This window comes from Anoxybacillus gonensis, assembly GCF_001187595.1.
GTDB classification, from domain to species: domain Bacteria; phylum Bacillota; class Bacilli; order Bacillales; family Anoxybacillaceae; genus Anoxybacillus; species Anoxybacillus gonensis.
On record NZ_CP012152.1, the window covers coordinates 161,806 to 180,449 of the forward strand.

Annotated in this window: 21 protein-coding genes and 1 riboswitch; of the genes, 18 read left to right on the forward strand and 3 right to left on the reverse strand. The window is 41.5% G+C overall.

Translation table 11 applies throughout. The features are described 5' to 3' along the window. Nucleotides 1–25 precede the first annotated feature (25 nt). Nucleotides 26–215, reverse strand: a riboswitch (cobalamin riboswitch). Nucleotides 216–310: 95 nt separating this feature from the next. After that, nucleotides 311–1,258, reverse strand: coding sequence for a DMT family transporter (locus AFK25_RS00930; RefSeq protein ID WP_035067651.1), 948 nt, complete (start codon nt 1,256–1,258; stop codon nt 311–313). Between the two features lie 120 nt (nt 1,259–1,378). Here AFK25_RS00930 and AFK25_RS00935 point away from each other — a divergent pair, with 120 nt between their 5' ends. The 11 genes from AFK25_RS00935 to AFK25_RS00985 all read left to right on the forward strand — a co-directional run bounded on the left by AFK25_RS00935 (nt 1,379) and on the right by AFK25_RS00985 (nt 9,541). Next, nucleotides 1,379–2,287, forward strand: a complete 909-nt coding sequence (locus AFK25_RS00935) for a helix-turn-helix domain-containing protein (protein ID WP_035067653.1) — start codon at nt 1,379–1,381, stop codon at nt 2,285–2,287. 245 nt (nt 2,288–2,532) lie between these two features. After that, nucleotides 2,533–2,883, forward strand: a complete 351-nt coding sequence (locus AFK25_RS00940) for a lmo0954 family membrane protein (protein ID WP_026011457.1) — start codon at nt 2,533–2,535, stop codon at nt 2,881–2,883. A 14-nt stretch (nt 2,884–2,897) separates the two neighbouring features. Next, the gene (locus tag AFK25_RS00945) at nt 2,898–3,518 is read left to right on the forward strand and encodes a PspA/IM30 family protein (protein ID WP_026011458.1); all 621 of its coding nucleotides are present in this window, start codon (nt 2,898–2,900) and stop codon (nt 3,516–3,518) included. Between the two features lie 73 nt (nt 3,519–3,591). Next, the gene (gene liaF, locus AFK25_RS00950; RefSeq protein WP_035067655.1) at nt 3,592–4,317 is read left to right on the forward strand and encodes a cell wall-active antibiotics response protein LiaF; all 726 of its coding nucleotides are present in this window, start codon (nt 3,592–3,594) and stop codon (nt 4,315–4,317) included. Continuing rightward, entirely contained in the window at nt 4,314–5,321 is a 1,008-nt protein-coding gene (locus tag AFK25_RS00955) for a sensor histidine kinase (protein ID WP_019416555.1), read from the forward strand. The genes liaF and AFK25_RS00955 overlap by 4 nt, the downstream gene beginning before the upstream one ends. A 13-nt stretch (nt 5,322–5,334) precedes the next feature. Then, a complete protein-coding gene (locus tag AFK25_RS00960; protein WP_009362392.1) occupies nt 5,335–5,961 on the forward strand; it encodes a response regulator transcription factor in 627 nt (208 codons plus the stop codon). Nucleotides 5,962–6,026: 65 nt separating this feature from the next. Further along, nucleotides 6,027–6,308, forward strand: coding sequence for a hypothetical protein (locus tag AFK25_RS00965; protein WP_019416556.1), 282 nt, complete (start codon nt 6,027–6,029; stop codon nt 6,306–6,308). Beyond that, nucleotides 6,293–6,772: a type II toxin-antitoxin system VapC family toxin gene (locus tag AFK25_RS00970; RefSeq protein WP_035067657.1), complete on the forward strand. Its 480-nt coding sequence runs from the start codon at nt 6,293–6,295 to the stop codon at nt 6,770–6,772. Before AFK25_RS00965 ends, AFK25_RS00970 begins: the two co-directional genes overlap by 16 nt. 95 nt (nt 6,773–6,867) lie before the next feature. After that, nucleotides 6,868–7,629 (forward strand): MerR family transcriptional regulator, encoded by a 762-nt coding sequence (locus AFK25_RS00975; protein WP_035067659.1) that lies wholly within the window; start codon nt 6,868–6,870, stop codon nt 7,627–7,629. Between the two features lie 93 nt (nt 7,630–7,722). Continuing rightward, a complete protein-coding gene (locus AFK25_RS00980) occupies nt 7,723–8,766 on the forward strand; it encodes an NAD(P)/FAD-dependent oxidoreductase (RefSeq protein WP_035067661.1) in 1,044 nt (347 codons plus the stop codon). 70 nt (nt 8,767–8,836) lie between these two features. After that, nucleotides 8,837–9,541 carry a DUF3298 and DUF4163 domain-containing protein gene (locus tag AFK25_RS00985; protein WP_019416560.1) on the forward strand — a complete coding sequence of 235 codons (705 nt, stop codon included), beginning with the start codon at nt 8,837–8,839 and terminating at the stop codon, nt 9,539–9,541. A gap of 20 nt (nt 9,542–9,561) precedes the next feature. Here the strand turns inward: AFK25_RS00985 and AFK25_RS00990 are convergent, their stop codons facing one another. Both AFK25_RS00990 and AFK25_RS00995 read right to left on the reverse strand, forming a co-directional pair. After that, nucleotides 9,562–11,181 (reverse strand): carbon starvation CstA family protein, encoded by a 1,620-nt coding sequence (locus tag AFK25_RS00990; protein ID WP_035067664.1) that lies wholly within the window; start codon nt 11,179–11,181, stop codon nt 9,562–9,564. Continuing rightward, the gene (locus AFK25_RS00995; protein WP_019416562.1) at nt 11,178–11,693 is read right to left on the reverse strand and encodes a DUF8052 family protein; all 516 of its coding nucleotides are present in this window, start codon (nt 11,691–11,693) and stop codon (nt 11,178–11,180) included. The genes AFK25_RS00990 and AFK25_RS00995 overlap by 4 nt, the downstream gene beginning before the upstream one ends. A gap of 161 nt (nt 11,694–11,854) precedes the next feature. Here AFK25_RS00995 and AFK25_RS01000 point away from each other — a divergent pair, with 161 nt between their 5' ends. From AFK25_RS01000 to AFK25_RS01030, 7 genes are all read left to right on the forward strand, one after another. Continuing rightward, nucleotides 11,855–12,490, forward strand: a complete 636-nt coding sequence (locus tag AFK25_RS01000) for a TetR/AcrR family transcriptional regulator (protein ID WP_035067666.1) — start codon at nt 11,855–11,857, stop codon at nt 12,488–12,490. Between the two features lie 98 nt (nt 12,491–12,588). After that, entirely contained in the window at nt 12,589–13,731 is a 1,143-nt protein-coding gene (locus AFK25_RS01005; RefSeq protein WP_035067667.1) for an acyl-CoA dehydrogenase, read from the forward strand. A gap of 12 nt (nt 13,732–13,743) precedes the next feature. Continuing rightward, nucleotides 13,744–15,384, forward strand: coding sequence for an AMP-binding protein (locus AFK25_RS01010; RefSeq protein ID WP_035067669.1), 1,641 nt, complete (start codon nt 13,744–13,746; stop codon nt 15,382–15,384). 12 nt (nt 15,385–15,396) lie between these two features. After that, entirely contained in the window at nt 15,397–16,755 is a 1,359-nt protein-coding gene (gene accC / locus AFK25_RS01015) for an acetyl-CoA carboxylase biotin carboxylase subunit (RefSeq protein ID WP_035067671.1), read from the forward strand. Beyond that, on the forward strand, nt 16,748–16,960 hold the full coding sequence (locus tag AFK25_RS01020) for an acetyl-CoA carboxylase biotin carboxyl carrier protein subunit (protein ID WP_009362384.1): 213 nt from the start codon (nt 16,748–16,750) through the stop codon (nt 16,958–16,960). Before accC ends, AFK25_RS01020 begins: the two co-directional genes overlap by 8 nt. Nucleotides 16,961–16,970: 10 nt before the next feature. Further along, on the forward strand, nt 16,971–17,861 hold the full coding sequence (locus AFK25_RS01025) for a hydroxymethylglutaryl-CoA lyase (protein WP_035067673.1): 891 nt from the start codon (nt 16,971–16,973) through the stop codon (nt 17,859–17,861). Beyond that, complete coding sequence (locus AFK25_RS01030) at nt 17,861–18,643, forward strand: enoyl-CoA hydratase (RefSeq protein WP_009362382.1); 783 nt, start codon at nt 17,861–17,863, stop codon at nt 18,641–18,643. Before AFK25_RS01025 ends, AFK25_RS01030 begins: the two co-directional genes overlap by 1 nt. Nucleotide 18,644: the final 1 nt, after the last annotated feature.

Consider the following 18,644-nt stretch of genomic DNA (forward strand, 5'->3'; position numbering starts at 1 on the left):
TCACTCCTCCCTATGACGCGTAGGTCGTAAGTGCATACAACAGGCAGGTCTCCTGACTTAGCTTCATCGCTGTTTATCTCCTTCCCATTTCGCATGAAACAGTGGATTGTGATAAACAGCTCTGCATCACAGTGGCGCGACCGTGTTGGACTTTCACCAAACTTCCCTTTTAAGATTCACAGCATCTGTGAACCACCTGTTGCGTGAACTTATTATTTTATTGTATAAAATTCAGAATAAACCAACTTTTTGTTTTTTTCAACTGAAATATTAATGTATTTTTACATAAAACATAAAAATAATGTAGTAATCACCCTAACGTTTGTGAATTTTTTGATTCGTATGCATATTGATGGTCGGTTATGGATGATTTTTTATTTAATGCTATCAATAACATCATAGTAATAATGCAAGCTGTGCCAATCCATTGAAAAAAACCAAAAGGTTCTTTTAACCAAAAAACGGTTGTTAAAACAGCGGCGAGTGGTTCAATGTTGCCTAATAGGCTTGATTCTTTAGGCGAGAGACTTTGTAAACTTTCGATATAAAACCAAAATGCAATCATTGTACCAAATATAATAACGAAAATTAAGTATAAGTACGTTTCTATGGTTAAGTGTTTAAAATCCATTTGCCAGGGTGGATGAACAAAGCTTAGTGCTAAGCCGCCGATTATCATGGACCAGCCGACGACGACAAGTGAATGATATTGTTTCAGTAAAGGAACAGCATATAAAGTATAAAATGCTAAAGCGATGCCAGATAAAAAACCCCAAACAATTGCGAGCATTGGTACAGATAGTTGGGAAACAGAACCGTTTGTTAATAAGAAAAAGCAACCAACTAAGGCGAGCGAAATCGTCACTACATCTCTTTTTGTTATAGTAGCTTGTCTGCGAAAAACGGAGTAAATGATAATCATAACAGGTGCTAAATATTGCAATAATGTGGCGACAGCTGCGTTACCGTGTTTAATGGAAGCCATATACGTATATTGAACAGCCAGCATACCGAGCAATCCGAAGGTAACCAATGAGATAGCTGCTTTTTTCGTTTTCCAAACGGCAAATATTTGTGTGCGCTCTTCTTTCCTAACAAATTGAACGATTAAAAGTAAAAAACCTGCTACGAGTAATCTTGTCGTTACAAGCCAATCTACATCGATGCCATACTGAAAAAGTTTTTTTGATACAGTTCCCCCAATCCCCCAAAATAATGCTCCGGTGAGGACTAAAAATAATCCTTTTTTTCTGTTCATGATTCATTTTTCACCTCGGAATATAAAAATAGTACTATGATAGTTTGTATAATAAGACAAAATACATTACAAATCATACAAAGATTGAATAAAAAAATATCACTATATTGAGGTGATAGCGTGCAAATAAAGGATTTTATGGTTGATCGAAATTTAAAAGAATTAACTGAACATCGGACGGTTGCGTTACCAATTGCATGTTACGAGACAATTATTAATCAAAACGTTCATGGATATATACCGCTCCATTGGCATGACGAATTACAATTTATTCTCGTTATAAAGGGTCAATCCATTTTTCAAGTTAATGGGGAAAATATCGTTGTTGGAGAAGGAGAAGGGTTGTTTATTAATAGTGGCTGTCTGCATATGGCAAAAGATATGAACGATTCGAATTGTGCTTATATTTGCTTAAACGTTTCGCCTAGCTTTATACTGTCACAAGAACTTTATGCCACCTATGTAACTCCATATATTCAAGCGACTAATTTATCTTACTTACAATTACATCCAAACGAACTATGGGGGAAAAATATTTTGGATGCTGTGAGGAAAATAAACGAATTGATACGGAAAAAATCCTTATACTATGAACTAGACATCTTTATCCAGTTAACATTTATTTGGAAAAATTTAGTTATGAATGGTTTTCAATTAAAGTACGAGCGGATGGAAATGCTAAAGAGCCATCGAATGAAACAAATGTTAGATTGGATACACACACATTATGCAGACAAAATACTTTTAGAGGATATTGCTCGAGCTGGCCAATTGAGCCGTTCCGAGTGTTGTAGATACTTTAAAAAATTTCTCAAAAAAACACCACTAAATTATGTAATAGAGTATCGAATTCAAAAAAGTTTAATTCTCTTGCAAAAAGATCATTTGAATGTTACAGAGGTTGCCTACCAAGTCGGTTTTAATAGTACAAGTTATTTTATTGATCGATTCCGAAAATATATGAAAATGACACCACTGTCTTATAAAAAACGTATGAGTAACTTTAATTCAAACAGACCATTCGATTGAACTGTAACAAATGGTCTATAACAAGAGCCGCTTTGTTTTATTGCGGCTCTTGTTTGTTACTTCTTTTGCTATGTCAGCAACTTCTTTATTTCCCCATTTTCCTTCACATAGAAATTGAAACGACTTTCACTCAAGCTACAATCCATTAAAAATACGCCTTAGGTCGTAGGTGAAAATATAGCTGTGGGACATGATAGGAAAAAGCAAGAAGCGGTAAGATGAAAGCAAGGAAGGAGGCGAAAGGGATGTTAAAAAAAATCGGATGGTTGTTTTTAGGCGGTATAGCGGTGTTCGTGCTTATGTTTCACCTCGGTCCGCTTGTTGCGTTAGCGATCAGTTTGGCAATTTTGTATTATGCGGTGAAAAAGTTTTTCAAAGCCGATTCGGCGTTTGGCAAAATCGTTTGGGCGCTCATTGGCTTGGCGGCGCTGATGGCGAGTGTTTCGAATGTACCAGCGCTGATCGCCATTGTAGCGGCGTATGTGCTTTATGTTGTGTATAAAAAATGGAACGAACCGAAAGAAGTAGTACAAGTGGTCGATGATCCGTTCGTTCACTTTGAAAAACAGTGGGCGGAACTACAAAAACATTATTAAAGGAGTGAAGGACAATGGGTTTACTTTCTCGCGTAAAAACGATGATTGCGGCTGATATTCATGAATGGCTGGATGAAAAGGAAAAGAAAAATCCGATTGCGGTGCTAAATGAATACTTACGCCAATGCGAACAAGAAGTAGAAAAAGTACGGAAGCTGCTTGAGCGGCAATACTTATTGAAAGAGCAGTTTACGCGCGAATATCGCGAAGCTATGCAGCTTGCCCAAAAGCGGAAGAAACAGGCGGATATTGCTTCAAAAGCTGGGGAGTCAGAGTTGTTTGCGTTTGCGTCTCATGAGCAAATGCAGTACGAAGAGCGAGCGACGCGATTACAGCAATTGCTTGAGCAAACAAACGAACAGCTATTGGAACTAGAGAAAAAATACGAACAAATGAAACATCAACTCAAAGATATGCATATGCGCCGCATGGAGCTGATGGGGCGGGAAAATATCGCACGGGCGCATTACCGTATGAATCGTGTACTAGAAGATAAAAGCCCAGCGCTTTCTACGTTTGCGGATACGGAATCGTATTTAGAGCGCCTCGAGCAACGAGTGCAATCAGATTATTATCGCCATACGATTGACGCGCGCATTGCGGAATTAGAAAAGCGGTTGCAGCAAGAGCAATAAACATATATGCTAAAGGCGTACGTTGTTGCGCCTTTTTCGTTTTATTGATTTATCGCAGAAAGGGGGAAGCCCCGTGAATCAACAAAAAACGACCGACTATGTGAGTTGGGTAGTGCTTCTTGCGCTCATTATTTTGGCGCTGGAAATTTCGTTTTTTCATCCAGGCATTGTTTTCTCTGTCCTTTTTTCGGCAGGATTGATTTATATCGGAAGAAAAAAATGGTATCGGAAACTTGGGAAAATCGTCTTCTGGTTTGGGTGCATCAGTCTTTTTGTCCATGTGTTCACGATGATTACGGTGAGGTTTTTACTTGTCGCACTATTGTTTTATGTGCTCATCAAGTTTGCACAGTCGAAAAGACAGCCTGCTGTGATTCGTCCAGAGATGAAAACAAACGAAGCGGAAACAGAGCTCGTTTTTCGTCAGCCGCTTTTTCAAAACATGTTGTTCGGTCGGCAAAAAACGCCCGAGCATGCGTATGAATGGAGCGATGTGAACATTCAAACAGGCATTGGCGATACAGTCGTTGATTTAAGTTATGCGGTCGTTCCGAAAGGGGAAGCGGTGATCGTTATCCGCGGCTGGATTGGCAATGTGCACATTTTTGTTCCATATGAAATGGAAGTGAGCGTCGTTCATTCCGTGCTGTTTGGGGCAGTGTCTATTTTTTCAAGAGAAACGGAGCGGCTATGGAATCAAACGTTTATTTATCAAACGCCAGCGTATGAAACGTCCGAACAGAAGTTAAAAATCATCACCTCAATGGCGGTTGGAAATGTTGAGGTGAAACGAATATGAATCGACATATTGTTGGGGCACTTCTACTCGCTTTTACCGTTTCGGTTGTATTATTTCTTTCGTATGCTTTTACGTTTCCACCTGCGAAGTGGTCGGCACTATGGGACGAAACAGTGCTCGGGGTGCCGTTTGTCGCTTTTTTATTTATGGCAAGCGGGGTTATCGGCGTGCTTTTTGGCGTTTCGTTCGATTGGTTTTGGCGAAAACAGTGGCGAGCCATTGAACATGCGTTGCTTCAAATCGAACAAGGGAATACAGAGCTACCGCGCCAACAAACGGCAAAAGAACTTGCGGATGTGTGGGAGAGAATCGAAAAGCTGCAAAAACATTCGTTTGAACAAACGAAGCTCACGCAAAAATTGGTGACAGAAAAAGTGGAAAACGAAGGGGAGCTAATCGAGCGAATTATTTCAGAAGAACGAAATCGTCTAGCGCGCGAATTGCATGATTCCGTCAGCCAACAGCTATTTGCAGCATCGATGATGATGTCCGCACTAATGGAAACATATACAGGAAGCGAACAAGAGAAAAAGCAATTGAAGCTTGTTGAACAAATGATTCACCAATCCCAATTGGAAATGCGGGCATTGTTGCTTCATCTACGGCCTGTACAGCTGAAAGGAAAGTCGCTTCAAGATGGAATGAGAGAGCTATTGACGGAACTTGCTCAAAAAGTGCCGATGGAGATAAAGTGGAAAATAGAAGATGTGACGCTTGATCGCGGGGTGGAAGATCATTTATTCCGTATTTTACAAGAATCGGTATCTAATACGCTTCGTCATGCGAAAGCGACGATGCTAGAAGTATTGTTGCTTGAACGAGATGGATTTGTCATTTTGCGCGTGTCGGATGATGGAGTGGGCTTTGATGTCGAGCGGACAAAAAGCGGCTCTTATGGCTTACAGCATATGTACGAACGAGCGACCGAAATCGGTGGGACGTTAAAAATCGTTAGCGCAAAAAATAAAGGAACTCGGCTAGAAGTGAAAGTACCGCTTGTGTAAGGGAGGAAGCAAGGTGATTAAAGTATTGCTTGTCGATGACCATGAAATGGTGCGGCTTGGTGTTTCTGCGTATTTATCTGCCCAACCGGATATGGAAGTTGTCGGGGAAGCAGAAAGCGGAGAAAAAGGGGTTGAACTTGCGCTTCAACTTCGCCCGGATATTATTTTAATGGATTTAGTGATGGAGCCGATGGACGGCATTGAAGCAACGAAACAAATTATCAGCGCTTGGCCAGACGCAAAAATTATGATTGTCACAAGTTTTTTAGACGATGATAAAGTATATCCAGCGATTGAAGCAGGGGCAGTCAGTTATATGTTAAAAACGTCGAAAGCAAGCGAAATTGCGAATGCGATTCGTGCCACGTTTCATGGGCAATCGGTATTCGAACCAGAAGTAACGGGGAAAATGATGAACAACATGCGGAAACAATCGCTTCCACACGAAAAACTAACGAGTCGCGAGATGGAAGTGTTGTTATTCATTGCACAAGGAAAAACGAATCAAGAAATTGCCGAGGAGCTGTTTATTTCGTTAAAAACGGTCAAAGTCCACGTCAGCAATATTTTAGCGAAACTAGACGTCCAAGACCGGACGCAAGCGGTCATTTATGCATTTAAACACGGGTTGGTTAAATAATTGCATATTGTGTACGGTGCGAAATTTGTTATAATAAGGTAAAAATATTGAAAGGAGGGGTGGAGATGCGTATTTCAGCAAATGATTTTGAATTGTTGAAAAGGTGGGTTTATTCTCGAAAAAACAACGTTTTATTTGAAACGGAACATGCCATCGTGATTATTGAGGAGGGAGATAAGGTCATATTGAAACCTGAAAGAAAACGGTTAACGAAAGAAGAGAAGTTAGTCCTCGCTGAAAAACTAGCAGGTAGTGCTGATTATTTTAGCGTAAAGGGAGTAGAAGAAAGCATTCGAATTGCCAATCGAGAATATGATCGGGAGGATGAAACGTGTGCCGAAAGTTAATCGATAGCAACATCTGGGTCGCTCACGAAATGGGTTATCCAGATGTTGTTTTTTATATACGTGAATTAATTAAAAGTGAACAGTCGTTGGTCATTAATACTGTAATTGAAATGGAGCTCATGTCTCACTACGAAATTGAAACGAATCCAATCGTTAAGCAAATTAGAGAGGATTACGTATACAAGATGATAGATGAAATTATTGATATTACTAGTCCGATTGCTATGAAGGCAGGCGAAATTAGAAGAAAGGCAAAATTATTCGGTAGAAGAGTTCCGAAAGGACCAGATGCGCTCATCGCAGCGACAGCTATTGTACATCGCATCCCGTTAGTTAGTAATAATGATAAAGATTTTAAATGGATAAGTGAATACTTTGATTTTCCGCTCATCAATCCAATTACAAATCATACCGACTTTCAAGAATTTCAACAAATGTATAAAAGAAAGAGAGAAAACATGTAGCAAAAACTCCTAATTTTATGGCGAGATTTTTTATTTTTTTGCTTTACATTGACGTTACGTAAACGTTTATCATGAAATTGTCAGGAGGTGAGCGAATGGAATATACGGTGCAGCAACTAGCGAAATTGGCGGGGGTTACGAGCCGAACGCTGCGATATTATGATGAAATCGGTCTTTTGAAGCCAGCGAGAGTAAACGCCTCAGGCTATCGCATATACGGCCCGAAAGAGGTAGACCAACTCCAGCAAATTTTGTTTTATCGCGAACTTGGGGTTGATTTAGAAACGATTAAGCAAATCATCACGTCCCCGTCATTTGACGACGTACAGGCGTTGAAGCAGCATCGCGAAAAACTCTTGGCAGAACGGAGGCGATTAGAGGCGTTAATCGCCAATGTCGAAAAAACACTATTAGCGAAAGAAGGGAGAATGATGATGAGCGACAAAGAAAAATTTGAGGCGTTTAAACAGCAGCTCATTGACGAGAACGAACGAAAATATGGCAAAGAAATTCGGGAAAAATACGGCGATGAGCAAGTGAACAAATCAAACGAAAAAGTAAAAAACATGACGCAAGCACAATACGAAGAAGTAACAAAGCTTGGCGAAGAAGTATTACGCGTATTGCATGAAGCGTTTTTGACTGGCGACCCAGCGGGAGAGCTTGCCCAAAAAGCAGCCGATTTGCATCGTCAATGGTTAGGCTATTTTTGGGACCATTACTCAAAAGAAGCACATGCAGGATTGGCACAAATGTATGTGGATGATGAACGGTTTAAAGCATACTACGATCAAAAACAGCCAGGAATGGCGGAGTTTCTTCGTGACGCCATTTTCATTTACACAGGCAAAAAGTAGGCAGGCATAAGCCTGTCTTTTTTACATTGTAAAAGTTTGAAAAAAGATGTATATTTAAATGAGAATGATAATCAAATTTAAAAGGTGATAGCGATGGAACAACTATACGATGTGACGATTATTGGAGGCGGTCCGGCGGGGCTGTATGCGACGTTTTATAGTGGACTTCGAGAAATGAAAACAAAACTGATTGAATATCAGCCACAATTAGGTGGGAAATTGCATGTGTATCCAGAAAAAATGATTTGGGATGTTGGGGGACATGCTCCGATTACGGGAGAGAAATTACGTGAGCAACTTGTTAAACAAGCGATGACCTTTCATCCAACCGTTGTATTAAATGAAAAAGTTGAAGCGATTCGGCGAAGAGAGGATGGGATATTTGTTTTACAAACATCATCCGGACAACAACATGTGTCGAAAACGGTTATTATTGCAGTAGGAAGCGGTATATTAAAACCGCAAAAGCTTCAAATTGAAGGAGCCGAAAAATTTGAAATTACAAATTTACATTATACGGTGAAATCGTTAAAACAGTTTAAAGGGAAAACGGTGATCATTTCAGGCGGGGGAAATACAGCGATTGATTGGGCAAATGAGCTCGTGCCGATTGCCAAAAAAGTATATGTGACTTATCGCAATGAATCGTTAAAAGGGCATGAAGCGCCAGTGACGCAATTATTGAACAGTTCAGCAACTTGCTTTTTTCATACGTCCATTACAAAATTAGTTGCTAGTGCGAATCATGAAACGATTGAGCGAGTGGTATTGACAAATCATGAAACGGGCGATGTGTTTGAACTCGATGTAGATGATGTCATTATTAGCCATGGGTATGAACGAGATGCTTCATTGCTTATGAATAGCGAGCTGCCAATTCAAATGGTAGACGATCATTATGTTGCAGGGAACGCAAAAGGTGAATGTTCTGTTCCAGGTTTATATGCAGCAGGAGATATTTTGAAATATGATGGGAAGTTATATTTACTTACAGGGGCTTTCCAAGACGCAGCGAATGCAGTAAATAGCGCGAAACGGTTTATTGAACCAACTGCCGATCCGTATGCGATGGTTTCATCTCACCACGAAGCGTTTAAGGAGCGAAATCGAGAGTTAGTGAAACAAATGTTAAAATAAATCATAGCGATGATGTATAAACCCGTTTGTTTCAACGCAAACTTTCGGTAAAACAAACGAGGTGAACATCGTGTTCAAACAACGGACGATATGGATGATGGTGTTGGCGTTATTTATATTGACGGCGTACAGTCAGCCACTTACTGTGACAACGAAGCAAATGAAATATACAAATGAACTGATGGAAGTCGATTTAAACATTCCGATTGTATCCGGCTCGATCAACCAATCGTTCCAACGCCAAGTCAATCGTTTATTGCGAAAGGAGTCGCTTGATTTAAAACGTGAAGTAGAAAAGCAAGCGCGAGAAAATATGGCGATCAGTAAAAAGGAAGGATTTCCATATCGGCTACATGCGGCAGTCAGTAATTATGAGGTGACGTACAATCAACGTGGCATTTTAAGCATTCCTGTTACGTTATATAGCTATACAGGTGGGGCGCACGGAATGACAGTGAAAGTGCCAAACAATTTCGATTTCCATACAGGGAAATCGTTGCAACTAAGCGACTTATTTAAAAAAGGAACGAAATACAAACAAGTGATTATAGACGAAGTGATGGCTCAAATAAAAAAAGAAAACGATTTGTATTTTGACAACGCCATCGCTGTTGTGCAAAAGATGCCAAATGATCAACCTTATTATATGACGAAAGATGGTATTGTCGTCTATTACGGCCTTTATGAAATAGCCCCATACGCCGCAGGCATTCGCGAATTTCTTATTCCATTTTCAACTTTGCGACCATATATGAAAACGAAGCTAGCGCAATAAAAGCGCTAGCTTCATTTCATTTATCGGTGGTAAGAAACGACTTCTTTTTTCGTTGTTTTCGTCATCGCTCCCCATCCTTCAATAGCCAAGAAAATGCATAAAACGAAAAGGATGAAAGCAGAACCAGCTAATAGCCAATTTTGTGTTAATGCGTTTTGGTACATTAACACGCAAAGAGCAGCAATCGTGACAGCGAGCATAAACACCATTGGGATGACAACATAAAACGATTTGGCGCCAATTTTCATGAGCCATGCGGAAACAGCTAACAAAGCAAGTGCACCGAGCATTTGATTCGCTGCCCCGAAAAGCGGCCAGACGGACTGCCATGTTCCTGATAATGCAAGCGCTCCAGCGCCAATAAGACCAACTGTTGTTGCGACATGATTATTTTTAAATGCGTTTGTCCGCTCTTCACCAAGTTCTTGAATGGCGTAGCGCATTAACCGTGTTGCCGAATCTAATGTTGTTAATAAGAAAGCGGATGCTGTAAGTGCGGTAAATGTAACTGCTGTTGCTTCTGGGATGCCGACATGGGACATAAAATAACCAACACCAGCAGAAAATGTACCAATTGGTCCACCAAGTTCACTCATACGAGTCGCAAAGTCAGCTTGTGTTAAATACGCGACCGTTCCAACTGAAATGATTGCCAAAAAGCTCTCTAACAACATACCACCATAGGCGATAAATTTCCCGTTTTTCTCATTATCAAGCTGTTTTGCCGTCGTTCCAGATGATACGAGCGAATGGAAGCCTGAAATAGCACCGCAAGCGATTGTAATGAACAAAATTGGAAACAAAAATCCGAGTTTTTCGTGATAAAAACCTGTAAACGCTGGAAACTGAATAGTCGGTGCAGCGATAATCATGCCGACAGCAGCCCCAGCAATCATGCCGTATAAAAGAAATGAGTTTAAATAATCGCGTGGTTGTAACAAAATCCAGACAGGTAATACCGATGCAGCGTATGCGTAACCTAGTAAAATAAGTGACCATGTTGTTGCACTTAACGAAAGTGGATATTGAATGCCAACCCATACAGATAAGAGCATAGCGATAACCCCTAGCACGCTGGCTATAAATAAGTTCATTCGCATTTGATTAACGAAAAAACCAAAAATAATCGCAATGCCGAGGAATAAAACAGACGCTGTAGCCGCTTCTGGAACAGCGACAAACGTATTTGCAACTAAAATAATAAATACACCAACAACGAGCATAAGTGTCGCGATAGAGAAAGTTAAAAATAATACTTGTCCGCGACTTCCCATATATTGTTTAATAATCGTCCCGATCGATTGTGCTTTATGGCGAATCGAAGCTTGCAATGATGTATAGTCATGAACACCGCCAATAAAAATGCCTCCGATCATAATCCATAAAACAGCAGGAAACCAACCGAACACGGCAGCAGTGATGGGGCCTACAATTGGTCCCCCTCCAGCGATTGTAGCGAAATGATGTCCAAGTAAAACAGGTTTTTTTGCTGGCACGTAATCTACACCATCATACATTTCATACGCTGGTGTTTTCCGGTTGCTATCGACTTTCAATTGTCTTTCGAGAAAGCGTCCATATGTAAAATAGGCAATGACTAAAATGATTCCGCAAACAAGTAACAACGTTAATAAGTTCAACGCACATCCTCCTCAAATGGTTTTTCGAAAACATGTGTAAACGACCGAGCTTTTCGGTGAGTAAATAATTGTTTTGAGTCTAAAGCGATGATAGCCATATAACACTCGAGCCAACCGTGTAATCCGAAACGAATAAATTGTAGCTTGCGAAATCGTTTCACCTCCTTTATTGCTTCATCACATGCATTTGGTGCGACAATTGCCCCGATGAAAACGGTAGACATATGATCTTGATGGTTGGATATGTAGTTCGGCACATGATTGATAAATGTTTGAGAGAATTGTATGATGTCTTCTCTTGTCACGATATTTTCTTTTTGCCACACAAAAATAAATTGCTCATTTTCAACAGCCCAAATTTTAGACTTTTTTGTCATAAAATATTTCTCATCACGTCGGTGATAATGCGCATAAAAAGGTAAAGACAATGTGCCAAGCTTTTCATCTCGATAAACGTTGAAATAAGGTGTAAGAATTGTTGTTAGGTTATGGATATATTTGTTTATATTCATTGCAGCCACCTTTTAAAATTTTCTGAATATTATTATATTTAAAAATGTAAAACATTTCAATAGTTTCTTTTTTCTTAATAAAATACTACTTGTTAGAACGAGAAAATCATTTAACTTTTCTGAAAATTGTGTTAAAATACAACAAAAAGGAGTTTGTACGCATGGTTGAAAAGCAATTAAAAGACCGCATTATTGAAACGGCGCTCACGTTGTTTGAAAAATATGGATATCACGGGGTGACGGTTGATCGAATTGTTGCTGAATGTGGAGCGTCAAAAGGGGGATTTTATCATAATTTTAAGTCGAAAGACGAACTGCTTTACCATATTCATGATGTATTTATTACGTATGTGCTAAATAAAGCGCAAGAAGCATATGTAAAATATAAGACACCAACTAAACGGCTATGTGCAATCATCCAGTCGTTTGTAAGGGTTTTCCATATATATAAACCGCACATTACAGTGTTCAATCAAGAGGCAGCATATTTAAAGCCGGAATACGCTGAAAAAATTAACGCAAAACGTGAGCAGTATAAGCAAATTATTTTTCAAGTGCTTCGTGAAGGTATTGAAGCAAAACAATTTCGTGCAGAAGTGCCTATTGAAATTGCGGGATTGTCGATCATCGGCATGGTGAACTGGATGTATAAATGGTATAAGCCTGATGGACCGATGTCGATTGAACAAATCGCCACAGCCTTTAATGATTTAATTTTACATTCGCTTTTGACAGAAGAGGCGAAGCGAGATGAAGATATTTCGTCATTTCTTTTGTCGCATGTGGGCGACGAATGACGAATGTTGCATAGCGTACAGACCAACTAGTCGGTTTGCTATCAAAACAGGCTTGTTGGTTTCATATATTTTCATTTTTATAGAGGAGGAGAAAAGCGATGCATTTTGAATTAACGAAAGAACAACAAATGATTAAAGAGATGGTTCGCGATTTTGCGGAAAAGGAAATTGCCCCATACGCGTCGAAATGGGATGAGGAGGCCGTTTTTCCAATTGAGACGTTCAAAAAAATGGGCGAGCTTGGACTGTTTGGCATTCCGTTCCCTGAACAATATGGCGGTTCTGGTGGAGACACGATTTCGTATGCGATTGCGGTTGAAGAAATTGGTCGAGCGTGTGGCGGAACAGGGTTAAGTTATGCAGCAGCTGTATCGCTCGGTGCTAGTCCAATTTACTATTTCGGAACAGAAGAGCAGAAGAAAGAGTGGCTTGTACCGATGGCAAAAGGGGAGGCATTCGGCTCGTTCGGATTGACGGAACCAAACGCAGGGTCTGATGCGGGCGGAACGCAAACGCGCGCGATTCTAGATGGCGATGAGTACGTCATTAACGGAGAAAAATGTTGGATTACAAATGCAGGTTATGCCCGCCAAGTGATTGTAACCGCTGTCACAGGAAAGGATGAACAAGGAAAAAATATCATTTCTGCGCTCATCGTTCCGACGGATACGCCAGGGTTTTCGATTAATTGTCATTATGACAAGATGGGCGTTCGTGCATCCAATACGTGTGAGCTTGTTTTGCAAGATGTACGTGTGCCAAAAGAAAATATATTAGGCGATCCGAAAAAAGGATTTAAGCAGTTTTTATATACGCTAGATGGAGGACGCATTTCCATTGCGGCGTTAGCTGTCGGCATCGCGCAAGCCGCATTCGAGAAAGCGCTTCAGTATGCAAAGGAGCGAAAACAGTTCGGGCAACCAATCGCGAAATTTCAAGCCATCCAGTTTAAACTTGCTGACATGGCAATGCAATTGGAGCTTGCGCGCAATATGGTGTACAAGGCGGCATGGTTAAAAGATCAAGGCAAGCCGTTTACAAAAGAAGCAGCGTATGCAAAATTATTTGCTTCCGAAACAGGATTTCATATTTGTAATCAAGCGATTCAAATTCACGGTGGATACGGATATATGAAAGAATACGGCGTTGAACGTCATCTTCGCGACATCAAACTGATGGAAATTGGCGAAGGAACATCAGAAATTCAGCGGCTAGTCATTGCTCGTCAACTAGGATGCTAGAGGGGGGGAAGCATGCTTCATATTACAGTTGGTCAGTTGCTTGAACAAAAAGCGTCCATCCATCCCGATCATGAAGCGGTTGTGTATGCGGACCGTCAATTGCGTTGGTCGTATCGTCAATTCAACGATTACTGTCGCCTCGTTGCGAAAGGATTGATGAAACTTGGCATTGAAGTGGGAGAGCACATTGCTGTTTGGGCAACGAATAAACCGGAATGGCTTACATGCCAGTTTGCGACAGGAAAAATGGGAGCAGTACTTGTTACAGTAAACACAAATTATCGCACAGCAGAACTCGAATATTTGTTAAAGCAATCCGATGCCACAACGATTATTTTAATGGAACAGTACCGCGACGCTTCTTATATCGACATGATTTACGAAATTGCACCTGAACTTGCTTATTGTGAACCTGGAAAACTGCGGGCAAAACGACTTCCACAACTACGAAACGTCATCGTATTAGGTGAACAACGTTATCCTGGAACATTTTCATGGAACGACCTCTTAGCCATGGCGGAATATGTCGAAGACGCAGCACTAGATGAACGAATGAACTCCCTCGAACCACATGATGTCATCAACATGCAATATACCTCAGGAACGACAGGATTCCCAAAAGGCGTCATGCTTACACATCATAACATTGTCAATAACGCGTATTACATTGCTGAGTGCATGAAATTAACAAAAGAAGATCGTTTATGTATTCCTGTACCGTTTTTCCATTGTTTCGGTTGCGTGCTCGGAACGCTTGCTTGTGTGACAGTTGGGGCAACAATGGTACCTCTTGAGCAATTCCATCCAAAACAAGTGTTGCAGACGGTGCAAGATGAGAAATGTACGGCGCTCCATGGCGTGCCAACGATGTTTATCGCGGAATTAAACGATCCTGATTTTGCATCATATCATTTATCTTCTTTACGCACAGGTATTATGGCAGGATCGAACTGCCCGATTGAAGTGATGAAAGCAGTCATTGAAAAGATGGGAGCAAAAGAAATTACTATTGCATACGGACAGACGGAATCTTCACCTGTCATTACACAGACGCGTACGGACGATCCGATCGAATTGCGAGTAGAAACGGTAGGACGCGCACTTCCACATGTGGAAGTGAAAATTGTCGACCCAGCTACAAATCAAGAAGTGCCACCGGGTGTTCAAGGTGAGTTATGTACGCGCGGATACCATGTCATGAAAGGATATTATAACAACCCTGCTGCGACGCGCGAGGCGATTGATGAGGAAGGCTGGTTGCATACAGGAGACTTAGCGGTTATGGATGAGAACGGTTACTTCCGCATTACAGGGCGATTAAAAGATATGATCATTCGTGGTGGAGAAAATATTTATCCGCGGGAAATTGAAGAATTTTTATACAAACACCCAAAAGTGCTCGATGTGCAAGTTGTTGGTGTTCCAGATGAAACGTATGGAGAAGAAGTGATGGCGTGGATCATTTTGAAAGAAGGAGAACACGCTACCGCCGAAGACATTCGTTCGTTTTGTGAAGGGCGCATATCGCGCCATAAAATTCCGCGATATATCGAATTTACAACATCATATCCGATGACTGCATCAGGGAAAATTCAAAAATTTAAATTGCGCGAATGGGCGCGTGAACGAGTCGAACAGAAAAAGCATGTATAAGGGAGGAAGAGCATGTTTTCAAAAGTACTTATTGCTAATCGAGGGGAAATTGCTTTACGTATCATTCGCACGTGCCAAAAGCTCGGCATTCAAACGGTCGCCATCTATTCGGAGGCGGATGCCGACTCGCTTCATGTAAAACAAGCGGATGAGGCGCATATGGTTGGAAAAGCTCGCGTGAATGAGAGCTATTTAAATATCGAAAAAATCATTTCGATTGCAAAAGAAACGAACGCGGAAGCTATTCACCCTGGCTACGGTTTGCTTTCAGAAAATGCAACATTTGCTCGTCGATGCGAAGAGGAAGGGATCGTCTTTATCGGTCCAAAACCGGATGTCATCGCGAAAATGGGGAGTAAAATTGAAGCAAGACAAACGATGGCGGAAGCAGGGGTGCCGATTGTGCCCGGCATCTCCTTTCCGCTTGCTGATGTCGATGAAGCAGTACATGTAGCAAACAACATCGGCTATCCGGTCATGTTGAAAGCATCGGCAGGCGGCGGAGGGATTGGCATGCAACTTGTTTATGACGAAGAGCAGCTACGCAAAGCATTTGAAGGAAACAAAAATCGTGCCGCTTCCTTTTTTGGAGATGGAGCGATGTATGTCGAAAAATATATTGATAATCCGCGCCATATTGAAATTCAACTGTTAGCCGATCAACATGGAAACTGCGTGTATTTATGGGAAAGAGAGTGCTCCATTCAACGCCGACATCAAAAAGTTGTTGAAGAAGCCCCATCCCCGTTTTTAGACGAAGAAACGCGCAAAAAAATGGGAGAGGCAGCTGTACAAGCAGCAAAACATATTGGATATACAAACGCAGGGACGATTGAATTTCTCGTGGATGAACAAAAAAACTTTTATTTTCTTGAAATGAATACACGTCTGCAAGTAGAACATCCTGTCACAGAAGAAATTACAGGCATTGACATTGTCGAACAACAACTACGCATTGCAGCGGGAGAAAAACTTCCTTTTTCACAAGCTGAAGTAAAACGAGAAGGGCATGCGATTGAAGTGCGTATTTACGCCGAAGATCCAAACACATTTTTCCCTTCTCCTGGAACGATTACATCTTTACAACTGCCGAGCGGGGAACATGTACGCCATGAAATTGCGGTACAAAGCGGTTCTGTCGTTACCCCTTTTTACGATCCGATGATTGCTAAATGTATTGTCAAAGGAAGTGATCGACAAACAGCTATCGCAACGATGATTGAAGCATTACATGAATATAAAATCGAAGGAATTAAAACGAATATACCGATGTTAATGGCTGTATTGACACATGAAGCATTTCAACAAGGGCATACGACAACAAACTTTGTGAATACGTATATGAAAAAAGGAGGCAAAACACATGCATGAAGTTGTCGCATTGATGGCAGGGAACGTATGGAAAATTGTTGTGCAAGTAGGTGATGTCGTTGAAGAAGGACAAGATGTTGTCATTTTGGAATCGATGAAAATGGAAATACCAGTCGCTTCACAAGTAGGTGGGGTAGTCAAAGCGATTCGTGTACAAGAGGGAGATTTCGTAAACGAAGGGGACGTATTAATCGAAATCGAATAGGGGGGTATGTATGCGCGTAACAGTGAAAGAAGTTGGTCCGCGTGACGGGTTACAAAATGAGCCGACATTTATTCAAACGGAAGATAAAATTGCATGGATTAATCAACTTTCGCAAACGGGATTGACATATATTGAAGTGACGTCGTTTGTCCATCCGAAATGGATTCCGCAGCTTGCCGATGCGTATGAAGTCGCTTCCCGCATTGAGCGAGTAGAAGGAGTGACATATGCTGCGCTTGTGCCAAACAAAAAAGGATTAGAAGGTGCGCTAGCAGCGAATATTGATGAAGTCGCTGTATTTATGTCGGCAAGCGAAACACATAATCGAAAAAATATTAATAAATCGATGGAAGAAACGTATGTTGTGTTAAAAGAAGTGATTGACGAAGCGAAGCGAGAAAACAAAACAGTTCGCGGTTACGTATCAACTGTGTTCGGTTGTCCGTACGAAGGAGCAGTCAGCATTGAACGCGTCATCTCTGTTTCTGAACGATTGTTTGAGCTTGGGATTGATGAGCTGTCGCTCGGTGATACGATCGGTGTCGCGAATCCTGTCCAAGTCCAACAAACATTAGAACGGCTGTTGAAGCGGTTTCCAGCTGAGAAGATAGCACTTCATTTTCATAATACGCGCGGTATGGCGCTTGCAAACGTGTTTGCATCGCTGCAAATGGGCATAACCATTTTTGATAGCTCACTCGGTGGGTTAGGTGGTTGCCCGTATGCTCCAGGGGCATCTGGGAATTTAGCGACAGACGATTTAGTATATATGCTTACACAAATGGGGATCGAATGCGGTGTCCAGCTAGAACCTTTAACAGAAGCAGCACGATGGATAGAAGAGAAAATTGGCCGTCCGCTTACGAGCCATCACCTGAACGTTGTAAGGGGGAATGTATAATGATGGAAGCTGTCCTTTATTCTACGATTGATGCAGGGATCGCGGTTGTCACGCTAAATCGACCGGATGCGGCGAACGCTCTTTCATTAAAAATGTTAAACGAACTGCAGCGCATTCAAGCGGAACTGAAGTTAAATCGGAACGTGCGGGCAGTCATTGTCACAGGTGCGGGACAAAAAACATTTTGCGCAGGGGCAGATTTAAAAGAGCGGGCAAAAATGAATGAAACACAAGTGCGTCAAACGGTTGCGCTCATTCGAGAGACGATCAACGGATTCGAACAATTGCCCCAACCTGTCATTTGTGCCCTGAACGGTGGAGCTTTTGGCGGTGGACTTGAATTGGCGCTCGCATGTGATATTCGCATCGCTGCTGAACATGCCACGATGGGACTGACAGAGACAGCGCTTGGCATCATTCCCGGTGCAGGAGGGACGCAACGTCTTCCACGGCTGATTGGTATCGGGCGCGCAAAAGAGATGATTTATACAGCAAGGCGCATTTCAGCACAAGAAGCGGAGCGGATTGGTTTAGTCGAGCGCGTCGTTTCTGCTGAACAATTGTTAGATGAGGCGTTTACAATCGCGACAGCGATTTCGAATAACGCCCCGATTGCCGTTGCTCAAGCGAAAGCAGCAATAAACCATGGCGTGCAAGTCGATATGCATACAGGGCTTGTCATTGAACAAATGGCATATGAGCGAACGATTCATACAAACGATCGGTTAGAAGGGTTACAAGCATTCAAAGAAAAACGAAAACCGGTGTACAAAGGGGAGTAAG

What these genes read in the sequence shown, in the direction of transcription:
- AFK25_RS01025 (WP_035067673.1), top strand. Translation starts at nt 16,971, where the DNA reads ATGCGCGTAACAGTGAAAGAAGTTGGTCCGCGTGACGGGTTACAAAAT.
- AFK25_RS00995 (WP_019416562.1), bottom strand. Translation starts at nt 11,693, where the DNA reads ATGAATATAAACAAATATATCCATAACCTAACAACAATTCTTACACCT.
- AFK25_RS00980 (WP_035067661.1), top strand. Translation starts at nt 7,723, where the DNA reads ATGGAACAACTATACGATGTGACGATTATTGGAGGCGGTCCGGCGGGG.
- AFK25_RS00945 (WP_026011458.1), top strand. Translation starts at nt 2,898, where the DNA reads ATGGGTTTACTTTCTCGCGTAAAAACGATGATTGCGGCTGATATTCAT.
- accC (WP_035067671.1), top strand. Translation starts at nt 15,397, where the DNA reads ATGTTTTCAAAAGTACTTATTGCTAATCGAGGGGAAATTGCTTTACGT.
- AFK25_RS01000 (WP_035067666.1), top strand. Translation starts at nt 11,855, where the DNA reads ATGGTTGAAAAGCAATTAAAAGACCGCATTATTGAAACGGCGCTCACG.
- AFK25_RS01005 (WP_035067667.1), top strand. Translation starts at nt 12,589, where the DNA reads ATGCATTTTGAATTAACGAAAGAACAACAAATGATTAAAGAGATGGTT.
- AFK25_RS01030 (WP_009362382.1), top strand. Translation starts at nt 17,861, where the DNA reads ATGATGGAAGCTGTCCTTTATTCTACGATTGATGCAGGGATCGCGGTT.
- AFK25_RS00975 (WP_035067659.1), top strand. Translation starts at nt 6,868, where the DNA reads ATGGAATATACGGTGCAGCAACTAGCGAAATTGGCGGGGGTTACGAGC.
- AFK25_RS01010 (WP_035067669.1), top strand. Translation starts at nt 13,744, where the DNA reads ATGCTTCATATTACAGTTGGTCAGTTGCTTGAACAAAAAGCGTCCATC.
- AFK25_RS00955 (WP_019416555.1), top strand. Translation starts at nt 4,314, where the DNA reads ATGAATCGACATATTGTTGGGGCACTTCTACTCGCTTTTACCGTTTCG.
- AFK25_RS00930 (WP_035067651.1), bottom strand. Translation starts at nt 1,258, where the DNA reads ATGAACAGAAAAAAAGGATTATTTTTAGTCCTCACCGGAGCATTATTT.
- AFK25_RS00940 (WP_026011457.1), top strand. Translation starts at nt 2,533, where the DNA reads ATGTTAAAAAAAATCGGATGGTTGTTTTTAGGCGGTATAGCGGTGTTC.
- AFK25_RS01020 (WP_009362384.1), top strand. Translation starts at nt 16,748, where the DNA reads ATGCATGAAGTTGTCGCATTGATGGCAGGGAACGTATGGAAAATTGTT.
- AFK25_RS00965 (WP_019416556.1), top strand. Translation starts at nt 6,027, where the DNA reads ATGCGTATTTCAGCAAATGATTTTGAATTGTTGAAAAGGTGGGTTTAT.